The 15118-nt window shown below is 62.5% G+C and carries 12 protein-coding genes; 5 read left to right on the top strand and 7 right to left on the bottom strand.

The window, feature by feature from the left end; genetic code table 11:
* Window positions 1-19: 19 nt before the first annotated feature.
* The 5 genes from C0Z16_RS00850 to C0Z16_RS00870 form a co-directional block, all read right to left on the bottom strand.
* Window positions 20-1336, bottom strand: coding sequence for a sulfate adenylyltransferase subunit 1 (locus C0Z16_RS00850; protein WP_102630348.1), 1317 nt, complete (start codon window positions 1334-1336; stop codon window positions 20-22).
* A 24-nt stretch (window positions 1337-1360) separates the two neighbouring features.
* Complete coding sequence (gene cysD / locus C0Z16_RS00855) at window positions 1361-2323, bottom strand: sulfate adenylyltransferase subunit CysD (RefSeq protein WP_102630349.1); 963 nt, start codon at window positions 2321-2323, stop codon at window positions 1361-1363.
* Between the two features lie 125 nt (window positions 2324-2448).
* Window positions 2449-3210, bottom strand: a complete 762-nt coding sequence (locus C0Z16_RS00860; protein ID WP_102630350.1) for a phosphoadenylyl-sulfate reductase — start codon at window positions 3208-3210, stop codon at window positions 2449-2451.
* On the bottom strand, window positions 3207-3761 hold the full coding sequence (locus tag C0Z16_RS00865; protein WP_102630619.1) for a DUF934 domain-containing protein: 555 nt from the start codon (window positions 3759-3761) through the stop codon (window positions 3207-3209). Before C0Z16_RS00865 ends, C0Z16_RS00860 begins: the two co-directional genes overlap by 4 nt.
* A gap of 22 nt (window positions 3762-3783) precedes the next feature.
* Window positions 3784-5463, bottom strand: coding sequence for a nitrite/sulfite reductase (locus tag C0Z16_RS00870; protein WP_102630351.1), 1680 nt, complete (start codon window positions 5461-5463; stop codon window positions 3784-3786).
* A 227-nt stretch (window positions 5464-5690) separates the two neighbouring features.
* Here C0Z16_RS00870 and C0Z16_RS00875 point away from each other — a divergent pair, with 227 nt between their 5' ends.
* The 5 genes from C0Z16_RS00875 to C0Z16_RS00895 all read left to right on the top strand — a co-directional run bounded on the left by C0Z16_RS00875 (window position 5691) and on the right by C0Z16_RS00895 (window position 12800).
* Complete coding sequence (locus C0Z16_RS00875; RefSeq protein ID WP_020065144.1) at window positions 5691-6632, top strand: CysB family HTH-type transcriptional regulator; 942 nt, start codon at window positions 5691-5693, stop codon at window positions 6630-6632.
* A 43-nt stretch (window positions 6633-6675) separates the two neighbouring features.
* Window positions 6676-7836, top strand: coding sequence for an ABC transporter substrate-binding protein (locus tag C0Z16_RS00880; RefSeq protein WP_102630352.1), 1161 nt, complete (start codon window positions 6676-6678; stop codon window positions 7834-7836).
* Between the two features lie 237 nt (window positions 7837-8073).
* Complete coding sequence (locus C0Z16_RS00885) at window positions 8074-9267, top strand: efflux RND transporter periplasmic adaptor subunit (protein ID WP_102630353.1); 1194 nt, start codon at window positions 8074-8076, stop codon at window positions 9265-9267.
* Window positions 9268-9282: 15 nt separating this feature from the next.
* On the top strand, window positions 9283-12477 hold the full coding sequence (locus tag C0Z16_RS00890) for an efflux RND transporter permease subunit (RefSeq protein ID WP_102630354.1): 3195 nt from the start codon (window positions 9283-9285) through the stop codon (window positions 12475-12477).
* A gap of 62 nt (window positions 12478-12539) precedes the next feature.
* Window positions 12540-12800: a hypothetical protein gene (locus C0Z16_RS00895; protein WP_102630355.1), complete on the top strand. Its 261-nt coding sequence runs from the start codon at window positions 12540-12542 to the stop codon at window positions 12798-12800.
* Between the two features lie 36 nt (window positions 12801-12836).
* Here C0Z16_RS00895 and C0Z16_RS00900 read toward each other — a convergent pair whose 3' ends face one another.
* Both C0Z16_RS00900 and C0Z16_RS00905 read right to left on the bottom strand, forming a co-directional pair.
* Window positions 12837-13985 (bottom strand): Gfo/Idh/MocA family protein, encoded by a 1149-nt coding sequence (locus tag C0Z16_RS00900; RefSeq protein WP_102630356.1) that lies wholly within the window; start codon window positions 13983-13985, stop codon window positions 12837-12839.
* Window positions 13986-14020: 35 nt separating this feature from the next.
* Complete coding sequence (locus tag C0Z16_RS00905) at window positions 14021-15070, bottom strand: sugar phosphate isomerase/epimerase family protein (protein WP_102630357.1); 1050 nt, start codon at window positions 15068-15070, stop codon at window positions 14021-14023.
* Window positions 15071-15118: the final 48 nt, after the last annotated feature.

The following is a 15118-nucleotide window of genomic DNA, read 5'->3' on the forward strand; positions in this document are numbered from 1 at the left end:
GCGCGGCAGCGCTAACCGCTTACGCCGAAAACGCCCGGATCATCCCGGCGGCGACGGTGTGATGCGTCGCTTCGTCGATCAGCACGAATGCGCCCGTGCCGGGATGCGAGTCGTACACGTCGCACACCAGCGGCTTTTGCAACGTCAGCGCCACGCGGCCGATGTCGTTCATCGCCAATTCCTTGCGATCGGTCGACTGCGACAGCGTATGCACGTCGAGCACTTCCTTGATCGAACCGATGCGCGCGAACACCGTGTTGGTGGTCTGCTTCAACAGATACTTGCGCTGCGTGGAGAGCGGCGTGTCGTCGAACCAGCACAGATCAGCTTCGAGTTTCTTCGCCGGTTCCGGCGCGGCTTCCCGCAGCACGAACGTATCGCCGCGCGACACGTCGACGTCTTCTGCGAGACGGATCGTCACCGTTTGGCCCGCAAACGCGCGATCCACGGCAGCCGTGCCGCCCACCACCGGCGCGATGATCTCGGCAACCGTCGCTTCACGATTGGCCGGCAGCACGACGACCGTGTCGCCGACCTTCACTTCACCCGCTTCGACGCGGCCCATGTAGCCGCGGAAATCGTCGGCCTGACTGCCGTCCTGGCGCGCCACCCATTGCACCGGAAAACGCAGCGCCTGGCCCGTCGCCACTTCGACCGGCAACGCTTCGAGCAGATCGAGCAGCGGTTCGCCCGCATACCACGGCATGCTCTCGCTGGCGGTCACAATGTTGTCGCCCTTGAGCGCCGACACCGGCACGAAACGCACATCGCTCAAACCGAGCTGGCGCGCGAGTTCGACATACGCGTCACGAATCTCGTTGAAGCGCGCCTCGCTGTACTCGACCAGATCCATCTTGTTGATGGCGACGATCACGTGCTGCAAGCCGAGCAGCTTGACGATGGCGCTATGACGCTTGGTTTGCGGCAGCAGTTGCGCGACGCCGTCGATGAACGTCACGCGCGTTGCGTCGACGAGAATAATCGCTGCATGCGCGGTCGACGCGCCCGTCACCATGTTGCGCGTGTACTGCTCGTGGCCAGGCGTATCGGCGATGATGAACTTGCGCTTTGCGGTCGCGAAGTAACGGTACGCCACGTCGATTGTGATGCCCTGCTCGCGTTCGGCTTCGAGGCCGTCCGTCAAGAGCGACAGATCGATTTCGTCGCCAACGGTACGCTTGTTCTTCGCGCGCGACAGCGCAGAAAGCTGATCGCTCAACACGGCCTTGCTGTCGTACAGCAGGCGGCCGATCAACGTGCTTTTGCCGTCGTCCACACTACCCGCGGTAATGAAACGCAGCACGCCGAGGTCTTCTGGTTGATGAATGCCACTCATGATTGTCTTGCCCTCGTCGTGTGCTTAGAAATAACCCTGCTTCTTACGCTGTTCCATCGCGGCTTCGGAGACCTGATCGTCCATCCGCGTCGCACCGCGTTCCGTGATTTCGGTCACGGCTGTTTCGGCAATGATCTTCTCGAGATCGTCCGCGTCGCTCTCAACCGGGCACGTGCAGCTGATGTCGCCAACAGTGCGGAAACGCACCTGCGCCGTTTCGCTGACTTCACCTTCGCGCATCGGCGTGAGCGGCGTGACCGGCACGAGCAGGCCATTGCGTCGAACGATCTCGCGTTGATGCGCGTAATAGATCGACGGCAGTTCGAGCTTTTCGCGAGCGATGTATTGCCACACGTCCAGTTCGGTCCAGTTCGAGATCGGGAACACGCGCAGATGCTCACCGTTATGCAGACGCGCGTTGTAGAGGCTCCACAGTTCCGGGCGTTGCGCTTTCGGATCCCACTGGCCGAATTCATCGCGGAACGAGAAGATGCGCTCTTTCGCACGGGCCTTTTCTTCGTCGCGGCGGGCGCCGCCGATCAGCGCCGTATAGCCGTGTTGTTCGATGGTTTCGAGCAGCGTCACGGCTTGAGCGGCGTTGCGCGAATCCGTTTCGCGGCGCAGACGCACCGTGCCGCGCTTGATCGAATCTTCAACGTGACCGACCACCAGTTCCGCGCCAATCTCTTTCGCGCGACGGTCGCGGAAGTCGATCACTTCGCCGTAGTTGTGACCCGTGTCGATATGCACGAGCGGAAACGGCAGCACGGTCTTGCGATTTGCGCCAATGCCGAAGGCCTTCAGCGCAAGCGCGAGCACGACGACCGAATCCTTGCCGCCCGAAAACAGCAGCGCCGGCTTGCTGCATTCGGCAACCAGTTCGCGCAGGATGTGAATCGACTCGGCTTCGAGCCAATCGAGGTGATCCATCCGGTTCACCGTGTTGGCAAGCGGAGCGTTGATAGTGGAATCGAGCGTGGTGCTCATGTTTGGGTCCTTCGTTGATTCGCTTGTCGAGCGGCTGCTCGTGAAAGCGCAAATATTCAAATCGGTATGTGCGGCGGCGCGACGAAAAGCCAAGTGCTCGACGCCACAAAAATCAAGCCGGTACGTCAGGCCGGAGCGTTCTCGCTGCGGTCGACTGCAATAGGCGTAATGGTCGTGATATGGAGTCCGCATTCCTTCGTATCGCGCGACTCCCACCACCAGCGGCCCGCGCGGCTATCTTCGCCGGGGCGCACGGCACGCGTGCAAGGCTCGCAGCCAATGCTCGGATAACCGCGCGCATGCAGCGGATTGACGGGCACGTCGAACGCTTTCAAGTAATCCCATACGTCGGCTTCAGTCCAGTCCGTGAGCGGATTGAACTTCGCGATGTTGCGCGCGGCGTCGTGCTCTTCCTCGTGCAATTCGGCACGCGTCACCGACTGCTCGCGGCGCTGGCCCGTGATCCATGCGCTCACGTCCGACAGTGCGCGGTTCAACGGCTCGACCTTGCGGATTTCGCAGCAGCGCTTGCGCAGATCGACGCTTTCATAAAACGCGTTCAGACCATGCGATGCGACGTATTCGTCGATTGCGGCAGCCTGCGGATGGAACTGCTCGATGTCGTAGCCATAGCGCTCTTTCACACGATCGATCATGCCGAGCGTCTCGGCATGCAAGCGGCCGGTATTCAACGAGAAGATGCCGATCTTCACGCCGCGCGACAAAATGGCGTGCGTGAGCAACATGTCTTCGGCGGCGAGGCTGCTTGCCAGTTTCACGTTGGCGTGACGTGCGGCGATCGAATCGAGCAGCGCGTCAAGGCGCTCGACTTTCGCGGCGAGTTCCGGCGCGAGCGATTGCAATTGCGACGGGACGGCGGCGCTCATGCCGGGACCTTTTGCGAAGCAGAGGCGGAAGCCGAAGCAGCACGGCGGCGGAACAGCGGGGCCGGTTCGTCGAACGCGCCCTGGTACTGCACGGTAAAGTCGTCGAACGCTTTCAGTGCGTCGCTGATGTCCTTGTCCGCGCGCACCGCGAAAGCGTCGAAGCCGCAGCGGAACATCAAACGCACCTGATCGCGCAGCACGTCACCGATGGCGCGCAGTTCGCCCTTGTAGCCATAGCGTTCGCGCAACAGGCGGCCGATGCTATAGCCGCGGCCGTCGCGAAACACCGGGAAGTCCACAGCGATCACCGCAATCTTGTCGAAGTCGCCGGCAATGTCCGCCGGTTCGCTGTCCGGCGCGAGCCACACGCCGAGTTCGGCGGCAGTTCGCGACGCGCTCAACGCATCGCGTTCAGCTTGCCAGAATGCGAGCGGCACAAGCACTTTGCCGGCCGGCAGTTCATTCACCGCGGGCAGGGAACCGTCTTCCGCCGGGCGCACCACCGTCCAGTCATCGTTGACGATCGCGCGGTTCTTGATGATAGAAGCCATCTGTTCTGTATCCTTTGCGCGGTTACGCATGAGCCGGTTGACGCGACGCGTACACGCGTTCCTTGAACGGGGCGATGCCGATACGGGTGTACGTATCGATGAAACGCTCGCCTTCTTCGCGGTTTTCAACGAACGTGTCGATCACCTTCGAGATCACGTCCGGCATTTCTTCCGCCGAGAACGAAGGGCCGATCACGCGGCCGAGGTGAGCGCCCGTCGCGCCCGTGCCCTGCTCGCCGCCGAGCGTCACCTGATACCACTCCGAGCCGTCCTTATCGACGCCCAGAATGCCGATATTGCCGACATGGTGATGACCGCAAGCGTTGATGCAACCCGAGATGTTCAGCGACACGTCGCCGAGGTCATACACGTAGTCGAGATCGCTGAAACGTTCCTGAATGGCAAGCGCAATCGGAATCGACTTCGCATTTGCGAGCGAGCAGAAATCACCGCCCGGGCACGCGATGATGTCAGTCAGCAAGCCGATGTTCGCCGTCGCGAAACCTTGCGTCTTAGCCTTTTCCCACAGCGCGAACAGGTCGCGCTTCTTGACGTTCGCGAGAATCAGGTTCTGTTCGTGCGACACGCGAATCTCGCCCAGCGAATACTCGTCGGCCCAATCGGCGACCGCTTCCATTTGCGCGTCGGTTGCATCGCCCGGCGCAACAATGCCGTTCTTCAGCGACAGCGTGACGGCTGCATAACCCGACACCTTATGCGGACGCACATTGCGCTCGACCCAGCGTGCGAATGCGCGGTTTTCCAGCAGATGCTTTTCGAACGATGCGTCCGTGTCGGCCAGCTTCTCGTACACCGGCGGCTGGAAGTATTGCGACACGCGATCCAGTTCGGCTTGCGTGAGCGTCGAAGGACCGTCCTTCAGGTGCTGCCATTCTTCTTCGACTTGCGCGGCGAACTTCTCGGGGCTCAGCGCCTTCACGAGAATCTTGATGCGCGCCTTGTACATGTTGTCGCGGCGGCCGTAGCGGTTGTACACACGCAGCACGGCTTCGCTGTAGGTCAGCAGGTGTTGCCACGGCAGGTCTTTGCGGATCACCGCGCCGACAATCGGCGTGCGGCCCAGACCGCCACCGGCCAGAATATCGACCACCAGTTCGCCCTGAGCATTGCGTTTCACGTACACGCCCATGTCGTGAATCTGCACAGCCGCACGGTCTTCGTGCGAACCTGACACGGCGATCTTGAACTTGCGCGGGAGCCACGCGAATTCGGGGTGAAATGTCGACCATTGACGCAGAATTTCCGCCCAGGGACGCGGATCGACGAATTCGTCGGGAGCCACGCCTGCGAACTGATCGGCGGTAATGTTGCGGATGCAATTGCCTGAGGTCTGAATGCCGTGCATCTGCACCGAGGCGAGCTTGCGCAGAATCTCCGGCGTTTCCTCGAGCTGGATCCAGTTGTACTGGATGTTCGAGCGCGTGGAGAAATGGCCGTAGCCGCGGTCGTGCTCGCGCGCGATCGTGGCGAGCATGCGAAGCTGGTCGCTGCGCAGATTGCCGTACGGAATCGCGATGCGGTGCATGTACGCGTGGCGCTGATAGTACAGGCCGTTCTGCAGACGCAGCGGACGAAACTCCTCTTCGCTCAATTCGCCCGACAAGCGGCGGCGAACCTGATCGGCATACTGCGCGACCCGTTCATCGACGATGGTCTGGTCGTACTGATCGTATTGGTACATTCGGGGACCCCAATTTTTTGCGTTACCGCGTGACCCGCGGCGGTCCGGCTCCGCCGCGCTCAGAACGTCCGTGTTTGTCAGCAGGATCGAGTCAGGGTTTAGACCTATCTCTCATTTGCTTATAACAAACACAGATATCCATATTGAAAAAGATGGACAGATCGTAATAAACTCGCCTTATATTTCAAACGACTAAAAAATTCTTTTGATATGCGGAGAGGTTATATATGAACCTGCACCAGTTCCGCTTCGTGCGCGAGGCCGTCCGGCAGAACTTCAATCTGACAGAAGCGGCCAAGGCACTGTATACAAGCCAGCCGGGCGTTTCGAAGGCGATCATCGAGCTCGAGGACGAACTGGGCGTCGAAATCTTCACACGGCACGGAAAGCGCGTGCGCTCGTTGACCGAGCCCGGCCGCATCATACTTCAGTCAGTCGAGCGGATCCTTCAGGAAGTCGAGAGTCTGAAGCGCGTCGGTAAAGACTACGCGGCCCAGGATCAGGGCAACCTCGTGATCGCCGCCACACATACCCAGGCGCGCTACTCGCTGCCCGCCGCCATCGCCGAGTTCAAGAAGCGCTTTCCGAAGGTCCACCTTTCGATTCTGCAAGGGAGCCCGACCCAGGTTGCCGAGATGGTGCTGCACGACCAGGCCGACCTCGCCATCGCCACTGAGGCGATCGCCAACTATAAGGAGCTGGTCTCGCTGCCGTGTTTCCAGTGGCATCACGTGGCGGTGATGCAGCCGGATCACCCGCTGCTCGACCGCAAGCTTTTGTCGCTGGATGATCTGACCCAGTATCCGCTGATTACCTACGACAACGCGTTCGCCGGCCGCACCAAGATCAACGAGGCGTTCCGGCTGCGCGGACTGCATCCGGACATCGTGCTGGAAGCGATCGACGCCGACGTGATCAAGACCTATGTGGAACTGGGTCTCGGCGTCGGCATCATGGCGGACATTGCGTTCAACGCGGAGCGCGACCGCCATTTGCGCGCGATGCCGGTCGGCCACCTGTTCGGCAGCAACGTAACGCGAGTCGCGCTGAAACAGGGCGCGTATCTGCGCAGCTATGTGTACACGCTCGTCGAACTGCTGTCGCCGAGCATGAACCGCAAGCTGATCGAACAGGCGCTCAAGGGCGAACACGAAACCTACGAACTCTGAACTCACCACCGCTTCTCGCTATCCCCGCTACGGAGACCCATCGATGATGTCGCATAACAACAAACTTCGCGGCCTCGCCGCTCTCGGCGCTCTTTTGTTCGCCACTGCCGCACATGCCGACATCAAGGTCGGCGTCGATCTGTCGAGTACCGGCCCCGCGGCCGTGATCGGCATTACGAGCAAGAACGCAATGCTGATGTGGCCGGCCACCATCGCCGGCCAGAAAGCCGACTACATTTTTCTCGACGACGCCTCCGACCCCGGCGCCGCGGTGCGCAACATCCGCAAGCTCATCAACGAAGACCACGTCGATGTGGTCGTCGGCCCGAACATCACGCCGGCCGCCATGGCCGCGCTCGATCCGGTCGCCGGAAGCCAGACGCCGATGATCACGCTGATCGGCTCGGCGAGCGTAGTGGAGCCGCAAGAAGGCAAGAAAGTATGGGCCTACAAGATGGCGCAGACCGACAGCGCGATGGCCGACGTGATGACGCGCTACATGTCGAACCACAACGTGAAGACGGTGGGCTTCATCGGTTTCGCGGACGGCTACGGCGAAAGCTGGCTCAACGAGTTCAGCAAGTTCGCGGCGCTGCGCCACATTCAACTGGTAGCGACCGAGCGCTATAACCGCACGGACGCGAGCGTGACCGGCCAGATTCTCAAGCTGATGGCCGCGAAGCCCGACGCGATTCTGATCGCTGGCGCGGGCACGCCGACTGTGTTGCCGCAGCGCACGCTGATCGAGCGCGGTTTCAAAGGCCCCATTTATCAGACGCATGGCATCGCGACGCCCGAGTTCATCAAGCTGGGCGGCAAGGACGTGGAAGGCACGCTGTTCCCGACGCAGCCGGTCGTGGTGGCGCGCACGCTGCCGGCCGATCATCCGGCGAAAAAGGCGGCGCTCGCGTTCGCGAACGACTATGAGGCGAAGTACGGGCCGGGCAGTGTGACGCAATTCGCGGGCGATGCGGCCGGCGTCTATCCGCGTTTGCAGGACGCGGTGGCGCGCGCACTGAAGACCGCGCAGCCGGGCACTCAGGCGTTCCGCGTTGCGTTGCGCAACGAACTGGAACACGCGCATGAGCTGGTCGTGCCGAATGGTGTGGTCAATACGAGCGCGAAGGACCACGTGGGGCTGGATCAGCGCGCGAGCGTGATGGGCACGATCAAAAACGGCAAGTTCGTTTATTTGAGTCAATAAGCCCGTGAGACGGTCTGGGGGCGCGCCGTTCAGGCGCTGGGTGCTCAACCTGCTGCCCAAGCGTCATGCTCAAACTCTGCGCCGCAGCCTCCGTGTACCATGCTGACGGCCAGCTTGCGGTGAGCGCGGGCTCAGGCTAATTTGCCGATTTTGCGACGAGCGCGCGGCGCGCCCGCTCGTCGAGGCCACCGCCGAATCCGCGTGTATCGCCAATCCGTGAAGTCCGTCAGATCGCGCATGCTAAAGACCAGAAAACGCATCATCATCGCCGCTGTCGTTGCCGTCGTGATCCTCGCCATCGCGATCGCCCAGGCGATCAGAAAGCGCGAGACTCCCGCCGCCGCGACGGACACGGTTTCTTCCGTCATCGAATTCAGCCCCGACGACCTCACCACGGTCAGCCGCCGCACGCTCGTCCAGACGCTACCGCTCACCGGCTCTCTGCGCGCCGTCACGCAAGCCGCGGTCAAATCGAAAGTAGCCGGCTCGGTACTCGAAGTCGCCGTGCGCGAAGGCGACGCGGTCAAGACCGGCCAGATCCTCGCGAAGATCGACGCGCGCGACTATGTTGCCCGCGCCGAGCAAAGCCGCGGACAGATGGCCGCGATGGCGGGCCAGCTCGACATCGCGCGGCAAACGCTCGAGAACAATCGCGTGCTGGTCGAAAAAGGCTTTATTTCGAAGAACGCGTTCGACACCGCGCAAAGCCAGTACGAGATCGCGCGCGCGAATCTCGATGCGGCGCGCGCGGCGCTGGCGTCGTCGAATCTCTCGCTCGCCGATACCGTTGTGCGTTCGCCGCTCGACGGACAGATCGCGTCGCGTTCGGTCGAGCCAGGCGAAAAGGTCGCTGTGGATACCAAGCTGTTCGACGTGGTCGGTTTGCGCACGCTCGAACTCGAAGCGCCGGTGCCGGTCGGCGAGATCGGCCGCGTGCGGATCGGTCAGCCGGTGCAGATCGCGTTCGACGGCATCGACGCGCCCGTAGAAGGCGCGATCACGCGCATCAATCCGGCCGCGCAGCTAGGCTCGCGCTCGATCATGGTCTATGTGCAGGTCGCCAATCCATCGGGCACGTTGCGCGTGGGCATGTTCGGCACGGGCACGATTTCCGTAGGCAGCCGGCCCAACGTGCTCGCGGTGCCCGCCACCGCGGTGCGCACTGACGGCGCGCGTCACAGCGTCTATGCGCTCGTCGGCGGCAAGCTGGTCGAGCAGCTCGTGCAGACCGGCATCACGGGCGACGCTGACGGCGGCACGTGGACCGAAATCGTCGGCGGCCCGCTCGCAACCGGCCAGCGGATCGTGAAGAACAATCTCGGCTCCTTGCGCATCGGCAGCACGGTGCATATGGTGCCCGCGACCGGAGCCACGACGCCGACGTCCACGTCCGCGCCCGCAGCCAGCGCGCCCGGCTCCGGCCAACGCTGAGCGGAGCCCTGGCCCATGTGGTTTACGCGCATCAGCATTGGCAACCCGGTGCTCGCCACAATGATGATGATGGCCTTCCTCGTGATGGGCCTCTTCTCATATCAGCGGCTCAAAGTCGATCAGTTCCCCGACATCACGTTTCCGATTGTGGTCGTGCAGACGGCGTACCCGGGCGCATCGCCGGAATCGGTCGAGTCGGATGTCACGCGCAAGATCGAGGAAGCCGTCAACACGATCAGCGGCATCGATCAGATCACGTCGCGTTCGTACGACGCCCAATCGGTCGTGATCGTGCAGTTCGATCTCGCGGTCGACGCCGTGCAGGCCGCCCAGGACGTGCGCGACAAGATCGCGCTGATCCGGCCCGATCTGCGTGACGGCGTGAAGGAGCCGCGCGTACTGCGCTACGACCCGGCTGATATGCCGATCGTGACGGTAGCGGTATCGAATGCGCCGGGCGCGTCGCTCTCCACGCGCGATCTGACCACCGTTGCCGATCAGATCGTGCGCAAGCGACTGGAGACAGTGCGCGGCGTCGGCTCTGTGTCGCTCGTCGGCGGCGTGAAGCGGCAAGTGCAGATCGACGTGAATCCGCAGAAGCTGCAAGCGCTCTCGGTCGGCGTGGATCAGGTGATCCGCGCGGTGCAGAACGAGAACCAGGAGATTCCCGCCGGGCCGCTGACGTCGAACAGCGTCGAGCAGGCCGTGCAGGTGAAGGGCCGCTTCGAGACGCCGGCCGACTTCAAGCGGATCATCGTCGCGCGGCGCGGCGCGCAGTCCGCGATTCCCACGGCTTCGTCCACCACGCAGCCAGTGACGCTCGATCAGGTCGCCGACGTGATCGACGGTCAACAGGAAGCGGACAGCATGGCGCTGCTGAACGGCCGGCGCGCGCTGTTTCTGTCGATCATCAAGGCGCAAGGCGAAAACACGGTCGATGTCGCCCATGGCGTGCGCGCGGAAGTCGCGCGCTTGCAGCCGCAATTGCCGCCCGGCGTAAAACTCGACATCACCGACGACTCGTCGATCAACATTGAAGAGAGCGTCAACGAAGTGACGCGCACATTGCTCGAAGGCGCCTTGCTGACCGTGTTGATCGTGTTCCTGTTTCTCGGCTCGTGGCGCAGCACGGTCATCACCGGACTCACGCTGCCCATTGCGCTGATCGGCACGTTCGCGGTGATGTACGCGTGCGGCTTCACGGTCAACGTGATCACGCTGATGGCGCTGTCGCTGTGCGTGGGCCTCCTGATCGACGACGCAATCGTGGTGCGCGAGAACATCGTGCGCCACGTGCAGCTCGGCGCGGACCATCGCACGGCGGCGCTCGACGGCACGAAGGAAATTGCGCTCGCCGTGCTCGCAACGACCTTCTCGATTGTCGCGGTGTTTTTGCCGGTCGGCTTCATGGGCGGCATCATCGGCCGCTTCTTCCATCAGTTCGGCATCACGGTCGCCGCCGCCGTGCTGATCTCGATGTTCGTGTCGTTCACGCTCGATCCGATGTTGTCGTCGATCTGGCCGGACCCCGATCTGCACGACGCGGACACCGGCCGCAAAGGCTATCGTTATGGGCGGCTTATCGAGCGTTCGCTGCATCTGTTCGACAGGCAGATCGAGCGACTCACCACGTTCTATCAACGTCTGCTCGACTGGTCGCTCGGACATCGCGCGATCACGCTCGTGGTGGCCGCGGCAACTTTCTTCGGCAGCCTGTTTCTGGTGCCTTTTGTCGGCACCGAGTTCGTGCCGAACGCGGACTTCTCCGTCACGAAGATCGGCTTGAACACGCCCGTGGGCACCTCGCTCGCAGCGACGTCGGAGAAAGTCCAGCAGGTCGAGGCGATTCTCGCCACGTATCCCGAAGTGCGCTTCACGTACGCGACGGTCAACTCGGGCTACACGCAAGGCAAGAACAACGCGCTCATCACCGTGCGCCTGAAAGGCCGGCGCGACCGTGCGCGCGGCGTGGCGGAACTGAATCAGGTGTTTCGCGCGCGGCTTGCCTCGGTGGCGGGGGTGACGGTAACCGAAATCGGCATGCCGGACGGCGCGGGCAGCACGAAGGCGATCCAGTTGAGCTTGCAGGGCGAGAACATGGACGAATTGCGCCGGCTCTCCGAAGCGGCCCAGGTCCGCATGCGCAAGATTCCCGGGCTCGTCGACCTCGATTCGAGCCTGAAGGCGGACAAGCCCATCGTCGCGGTGAATGTGAAGCGCGAGCTGGCGTCCGACCTCGGCGTGGGCGTGGCCGACATCGGCACCGCATTGCGGCCGCTGCTTTCCGGCGACGCGATCAGCACATGGCGTGCGCCGGACGATCAGGACTACGACGTCAGCGTGCGTTTGCCGCGCGCGCAACGCCAGGACGTCGACGATCTCGCTAGGCTGATGATCGCCACCAATCGCACCGACTCGAATGGCGCGCCGGTGCTCGTGCCGCTGCGGCAAATCGCGGACATCGTGAGGACGACCGGGCCCGACGTGCTGAACCGCCGCGACCTGCAGCGAGAGGTCATGCTGACGACGAACGTGAACGGCCGCTCTTCCGGCGAAGTCGCGTCGGACATTGCAAAGACGCTCGACGCAATGCATCTGCCCGCCGGTTATCACTATCGCTTCGAAGGCTCGACGAAAAGCATGAACGAGTCGTTCGTGTATGCAGTCGAGGCGCTCGCACTCGCGGTGATTTTCATCTACATGATTCTCGCGTCGCAGTTCGCGAGCTTCGCGCAACCGCTCGCGATCATGGCGTCGCTGCCGCTGACGCTGATCGGCGTGCTCATCGCACTGCTGTTGTTCGGCAGCACGCTGAACATGTTCTCGATCATTGGCTTCGTGATGCTGATGGGACTCGTCACCAAAAACGCCATCCTGCTTGTGGACTTCGCGAACCAGGCACGACGCGGCACGCTGCTCGACGCATCGGGCAAAGGGCGCGTGATGGAACGGCGCGAGGCGTTGCTCGAAGCGGCACGCGTGCGTTTGCGGCCCATTCTGATGACAACGCTCGCGATGATCTTCGGCATGCTGCCGCTCGCCGCCGCGCTCGGCGAAGGCGGCGAGCAACGCGGGCCGCTTGGGCAGACCGTGATTGGCGGCGTGATTACGTCGTCGATCTTGACGCTCGTCGTCGTGCCGGTGGTGTACACCGTGCTGGAGGATTGGGCGGATTGGCTTCGGCGGAAGTTGCAGCGCCGGACGCGCTAAGGCGCGCGCCGTCGGCGAAATTGTTAAAGTAGGAGTCTTTCCCTGACTAGCAGTCCCACATCATGCGCACCACGCGAGCCATCCACGCTGTCGAGCGGTTGAAAACGCGCAGCGGCAATCCGCAGTTCGCCGCGATCAGCCTCTCCGGCGGCCTCTTCTATCTCGTCGACAAATCGAGCGGCACCGACAAGAAAGTCTCCGATCCGCTCACGCTCGACGACTTCGTCAAATTCGTCGATGCGTACGGTCCGCCAAAACCGCGCAAGGCCAGCAAGCTCGACATTGCCTTCGAAGCTCAGATCAAGAAAAGCAAGGGCGGTTGACGCAAATCGGCCACGTAGCGGTACGGCGTGGCTTTATCACTTTTCGATCTCGCGCCACTGCCCATCCGCTGCATTGCTTGCGAGCACCGCATCGATAAAGCGCAGGCCCGCCACGCCGTCCTCCACTGTCGTCAGCAGCAGACTCTCCGCAGGTAACGCGCGGCCCTCGTCCAACGCTTCTATCTGCAACGCGGCGTCTTTATACAACTGCGCGAACGCTTCCAGATAACCTTCGGGATGACCCGGCGGCACGCGCGTCGCATGGGCCGCGCTCGCGCCGCTCACGCGTCCACGCGTCAAGCGCTCCGCTGTTCCGCCGAGTGGTGTGAACCACAATTCGTTCGGGTTCTCCTGGTCGAAAGCAAGGCTAGCTTTCGTGCCATACACGCGCAGACGCAATGCATTCTCCGCGCCGCTTGCCACCTGGCTCGCCCATAGCATGCCGCGTGCGCCGTTCGCATAGCGCAGCATCGCCTGCACGTGATCGTCGATGCGGCGTCCCGGCACAAACGTATGCAACTCAGCCGAAAGCGCCACAGGCGTCATGCCCGTGACGAACGCGGCAAGATGGTATGCATGCGTGCCGATATCGCCGAGGCAGCCCGCCGGTCCCGCTAACGCCGGGTCCGTGCGCCAGCCAGCCTGCTTGTTCAGGCCGCCGGTTTCGATCGGCTCGGCCAGCCAGTCTTGTGCGTATTCGACCTGCACGACGCGTATCTGGCCCAGTTCGCCCGCTTCGATCAACTCGCGCGCGTGACGCGCCAACGGATAGCCGGAGTACGTATGCGTCAGCGCAAAGAGCTTGTTCTTCTCGCGAGCGAGTTTTGCGAGCGCTTCGCCTTCGGCGAGCGAAATGGCGAGCGGCTTGTCACATACCACATGAATGCCCGCTTCGAGAAACGCGGTGGCAACCGGCGCATGCAGATAATTCGGCGTGACGATCGCGACGGCGTCGATGCCGTCGTCGCGCGCGGCTTCTTCTCGCGCCATTTGCTGCCAATCGGCGTAGCTTCGCGCGATGCCCACCTCGGCGGCGCTCGGTCGCGCGCGTTCGGGATCGGACGACAACGCACCTGCCACCAGTTCGAATCGATCATCGAGGCGCGCCGCGATCCGATGCACCGCGCCGATAAACGCACCCTGCCCGCCGCCGACCATACCCAACCTGAGCCTTCTGTATGGCATCGTGCCCGCTCCCTTCGCCTAAACGTGCAATGCGCTCAGATACCGAGCACACGCTTTAACTGCGCTGCATCGACACCGCTGCCCGCGAAATCGTCGAATGCATGTTCGGCCACGCGGATGATGCGCTCGCGAATAAACTCCGCGCCTTCACGTGCGCCGTCATGTGGATGCTTGAGCGCACACTCCCATTCAAGCACCGCCCAGCCGGGGAAGTCGTATTGCGCCATCTTCGAAAAGACCGCGCGAAAATCGATCTGCCCGTCGCCGAGCGAACGAAAGCGCCCCGCGCGCTCCACCCAGCCGCTATAACCGCCATACACACCCTGCTTGCCGTTCGGCCGGAACTCCGCGTCCTTCACATGAAACGCCTTGATGCGCTCGTGATAGATGTCGATAAACGCGAGGTAGTCGAGTTGCTGCAAAACGAAATGGCTTGGATCGTAGAGGATATTCGCTCGCGAATGCTGTTGTACTGCATCCAGAAAACGCTCGAAAGTGACGCCGTCGTGCAGGTCTTCACCTGGATGCAATTCGTAGCACACGTCCACGCCGGCGGCGTCGAAGGCATCGAGAATCGGCGTCCAGCGGCGCGCGAGTTCGTCGAACGCGGCTTCGATCAAACCGGCCGGGCGCTGCGGCCACGGGTACAGGTACGGCCACGCGAGCGCGCCGGAAAACGACACATGCGTGGTCAGCCCCAAACGCTGCGACGCCTTCGCTGCGAGCTTCAATTGCTCGATGGCCCACTGCGTGCGTGCAGCCGGATTGCCACGCACATGCGGCGCCGCGAAGCCGTCGAACAATGTGTCATACGCGGGATGGACGGCCACGAGTTGGCCTTGCAGATGCGTCGACAATTCGGTGATCGTGACGCCCGCGTTTTCCACGGTCTCGCGCAATTCGTCGCAATACGCCTGACTCGACGCGGCCTGCTCAAGATCGATCAATCGTGTATCGCACGGCACCTGAATGCCCTTGAAGCCGAGACCCGCGGCCCAGCTAGCCAGATGCGCGAGATTGTCGAAAGGCACCTCGTCGCCCATGAATTGCGCGAGAAAGATCGCCGGACCTTTGATGGTTCTCATCGTATGGTTCCTTTAGCCGGGACGCGAACGCCGCGAGCGCGCCCCGCT

Source organism: Paraburkholderia rhynchosiae (assembly GCF_002879865.1).
Taxonomy (GTDB): Bacteria; Pseudomonadota; Gammaproteobacteria; order Burkholderiales; family Burkholderiaceae; genus Paraburkholderia; species Paraburkholderia rhynchosiae.

Bases quoted from the DNA above. Each gene is read 5' to 3' on its own strand.
- C0Z16_RS00890 (WP_102630354.1), top strand. From the start codon at position 9,283: ATGTGGTTTACGCGCATCAGCATTGGCAACCCGGTGCTCGCCACAATG.
- C0Z16_RS00885 (WP_102630353.1), top strand. From the start codon at position 8,074: ATGCTAAAGACCAGAAAACGCATCATCATCGCCGCTGTCGTTGCCGTC.
- C0Z16_RS00865 (WP_102630619.1), bottom strand. From the start codon at position 3,761: ATGGCTTCTATCATCAAGAACCGCGCGATCGTCAACGATGACTGGACG.
- C0Z16_RS00895 (WP_102630355.1), top strand. From the start codon at position 12,540: ATGCGCACCACGCGAGCCATCCACGCTGTCGAGCGGTTGAAAACGCGC.
- C0Z16_RS00905 (WP_102630357.1), bottom strand. From the start codon at position 15,070: ATGAGAACCATCAAAGGTCCGGCGATCTTTCTCGCGCAATTCATGGGC.
- C0Z16_RS00880 (WP_102630352.1), top strand. From the start codon at position 6,676: ATGATGTCGCATAACAACAAACTTCGCGGCCTCGCCGCTCTCGGCGCT.
- C0Z16_RS00875 (WP_020065144.1), top strand. From the start codon at position 5,691: ATGAACCTGCACCAGTTCCGCTTCGTGCGCGAGGCCGTCCGGCAGAAC.
- C0Z16_RS00870 (WP_102630351.1), bottom strand. From the start codon at position 5,463: ATGTACCAATACGATCAGTACGACCAGACCATCGTCGATGAACGGGTC.
- C0Z16_RS00900 (WP_102630356.1), bottom strand. From the start codon at position 13,985: ATGCCATACAGAAGGCTCAGGTTGGGTATGGTCGGCGGCGGGCAGGGT.
- cysD (WP_102630349.1), bottom strand. From the start codon at position 2,323: ATGAGCACCACGCTCGATTCCACTATCAACGCTCCGCTTGCCAACACG.
- C0Z16_RS00850 (WP_102630348.1), bottom strand. From the start codon at position 1,336: ATGAGTGGCATTCATCAACCAGAAGACCTCGGCGTGCTGCGTTTCATT.
- C0Z16_RS00860 (WP_102630350.1), bottom strand. From the start codon at position 3,210: ATGAGCGCCGCCGTCCCGTCGCAATTGCAATCGCTCGCGCCGGAACTC.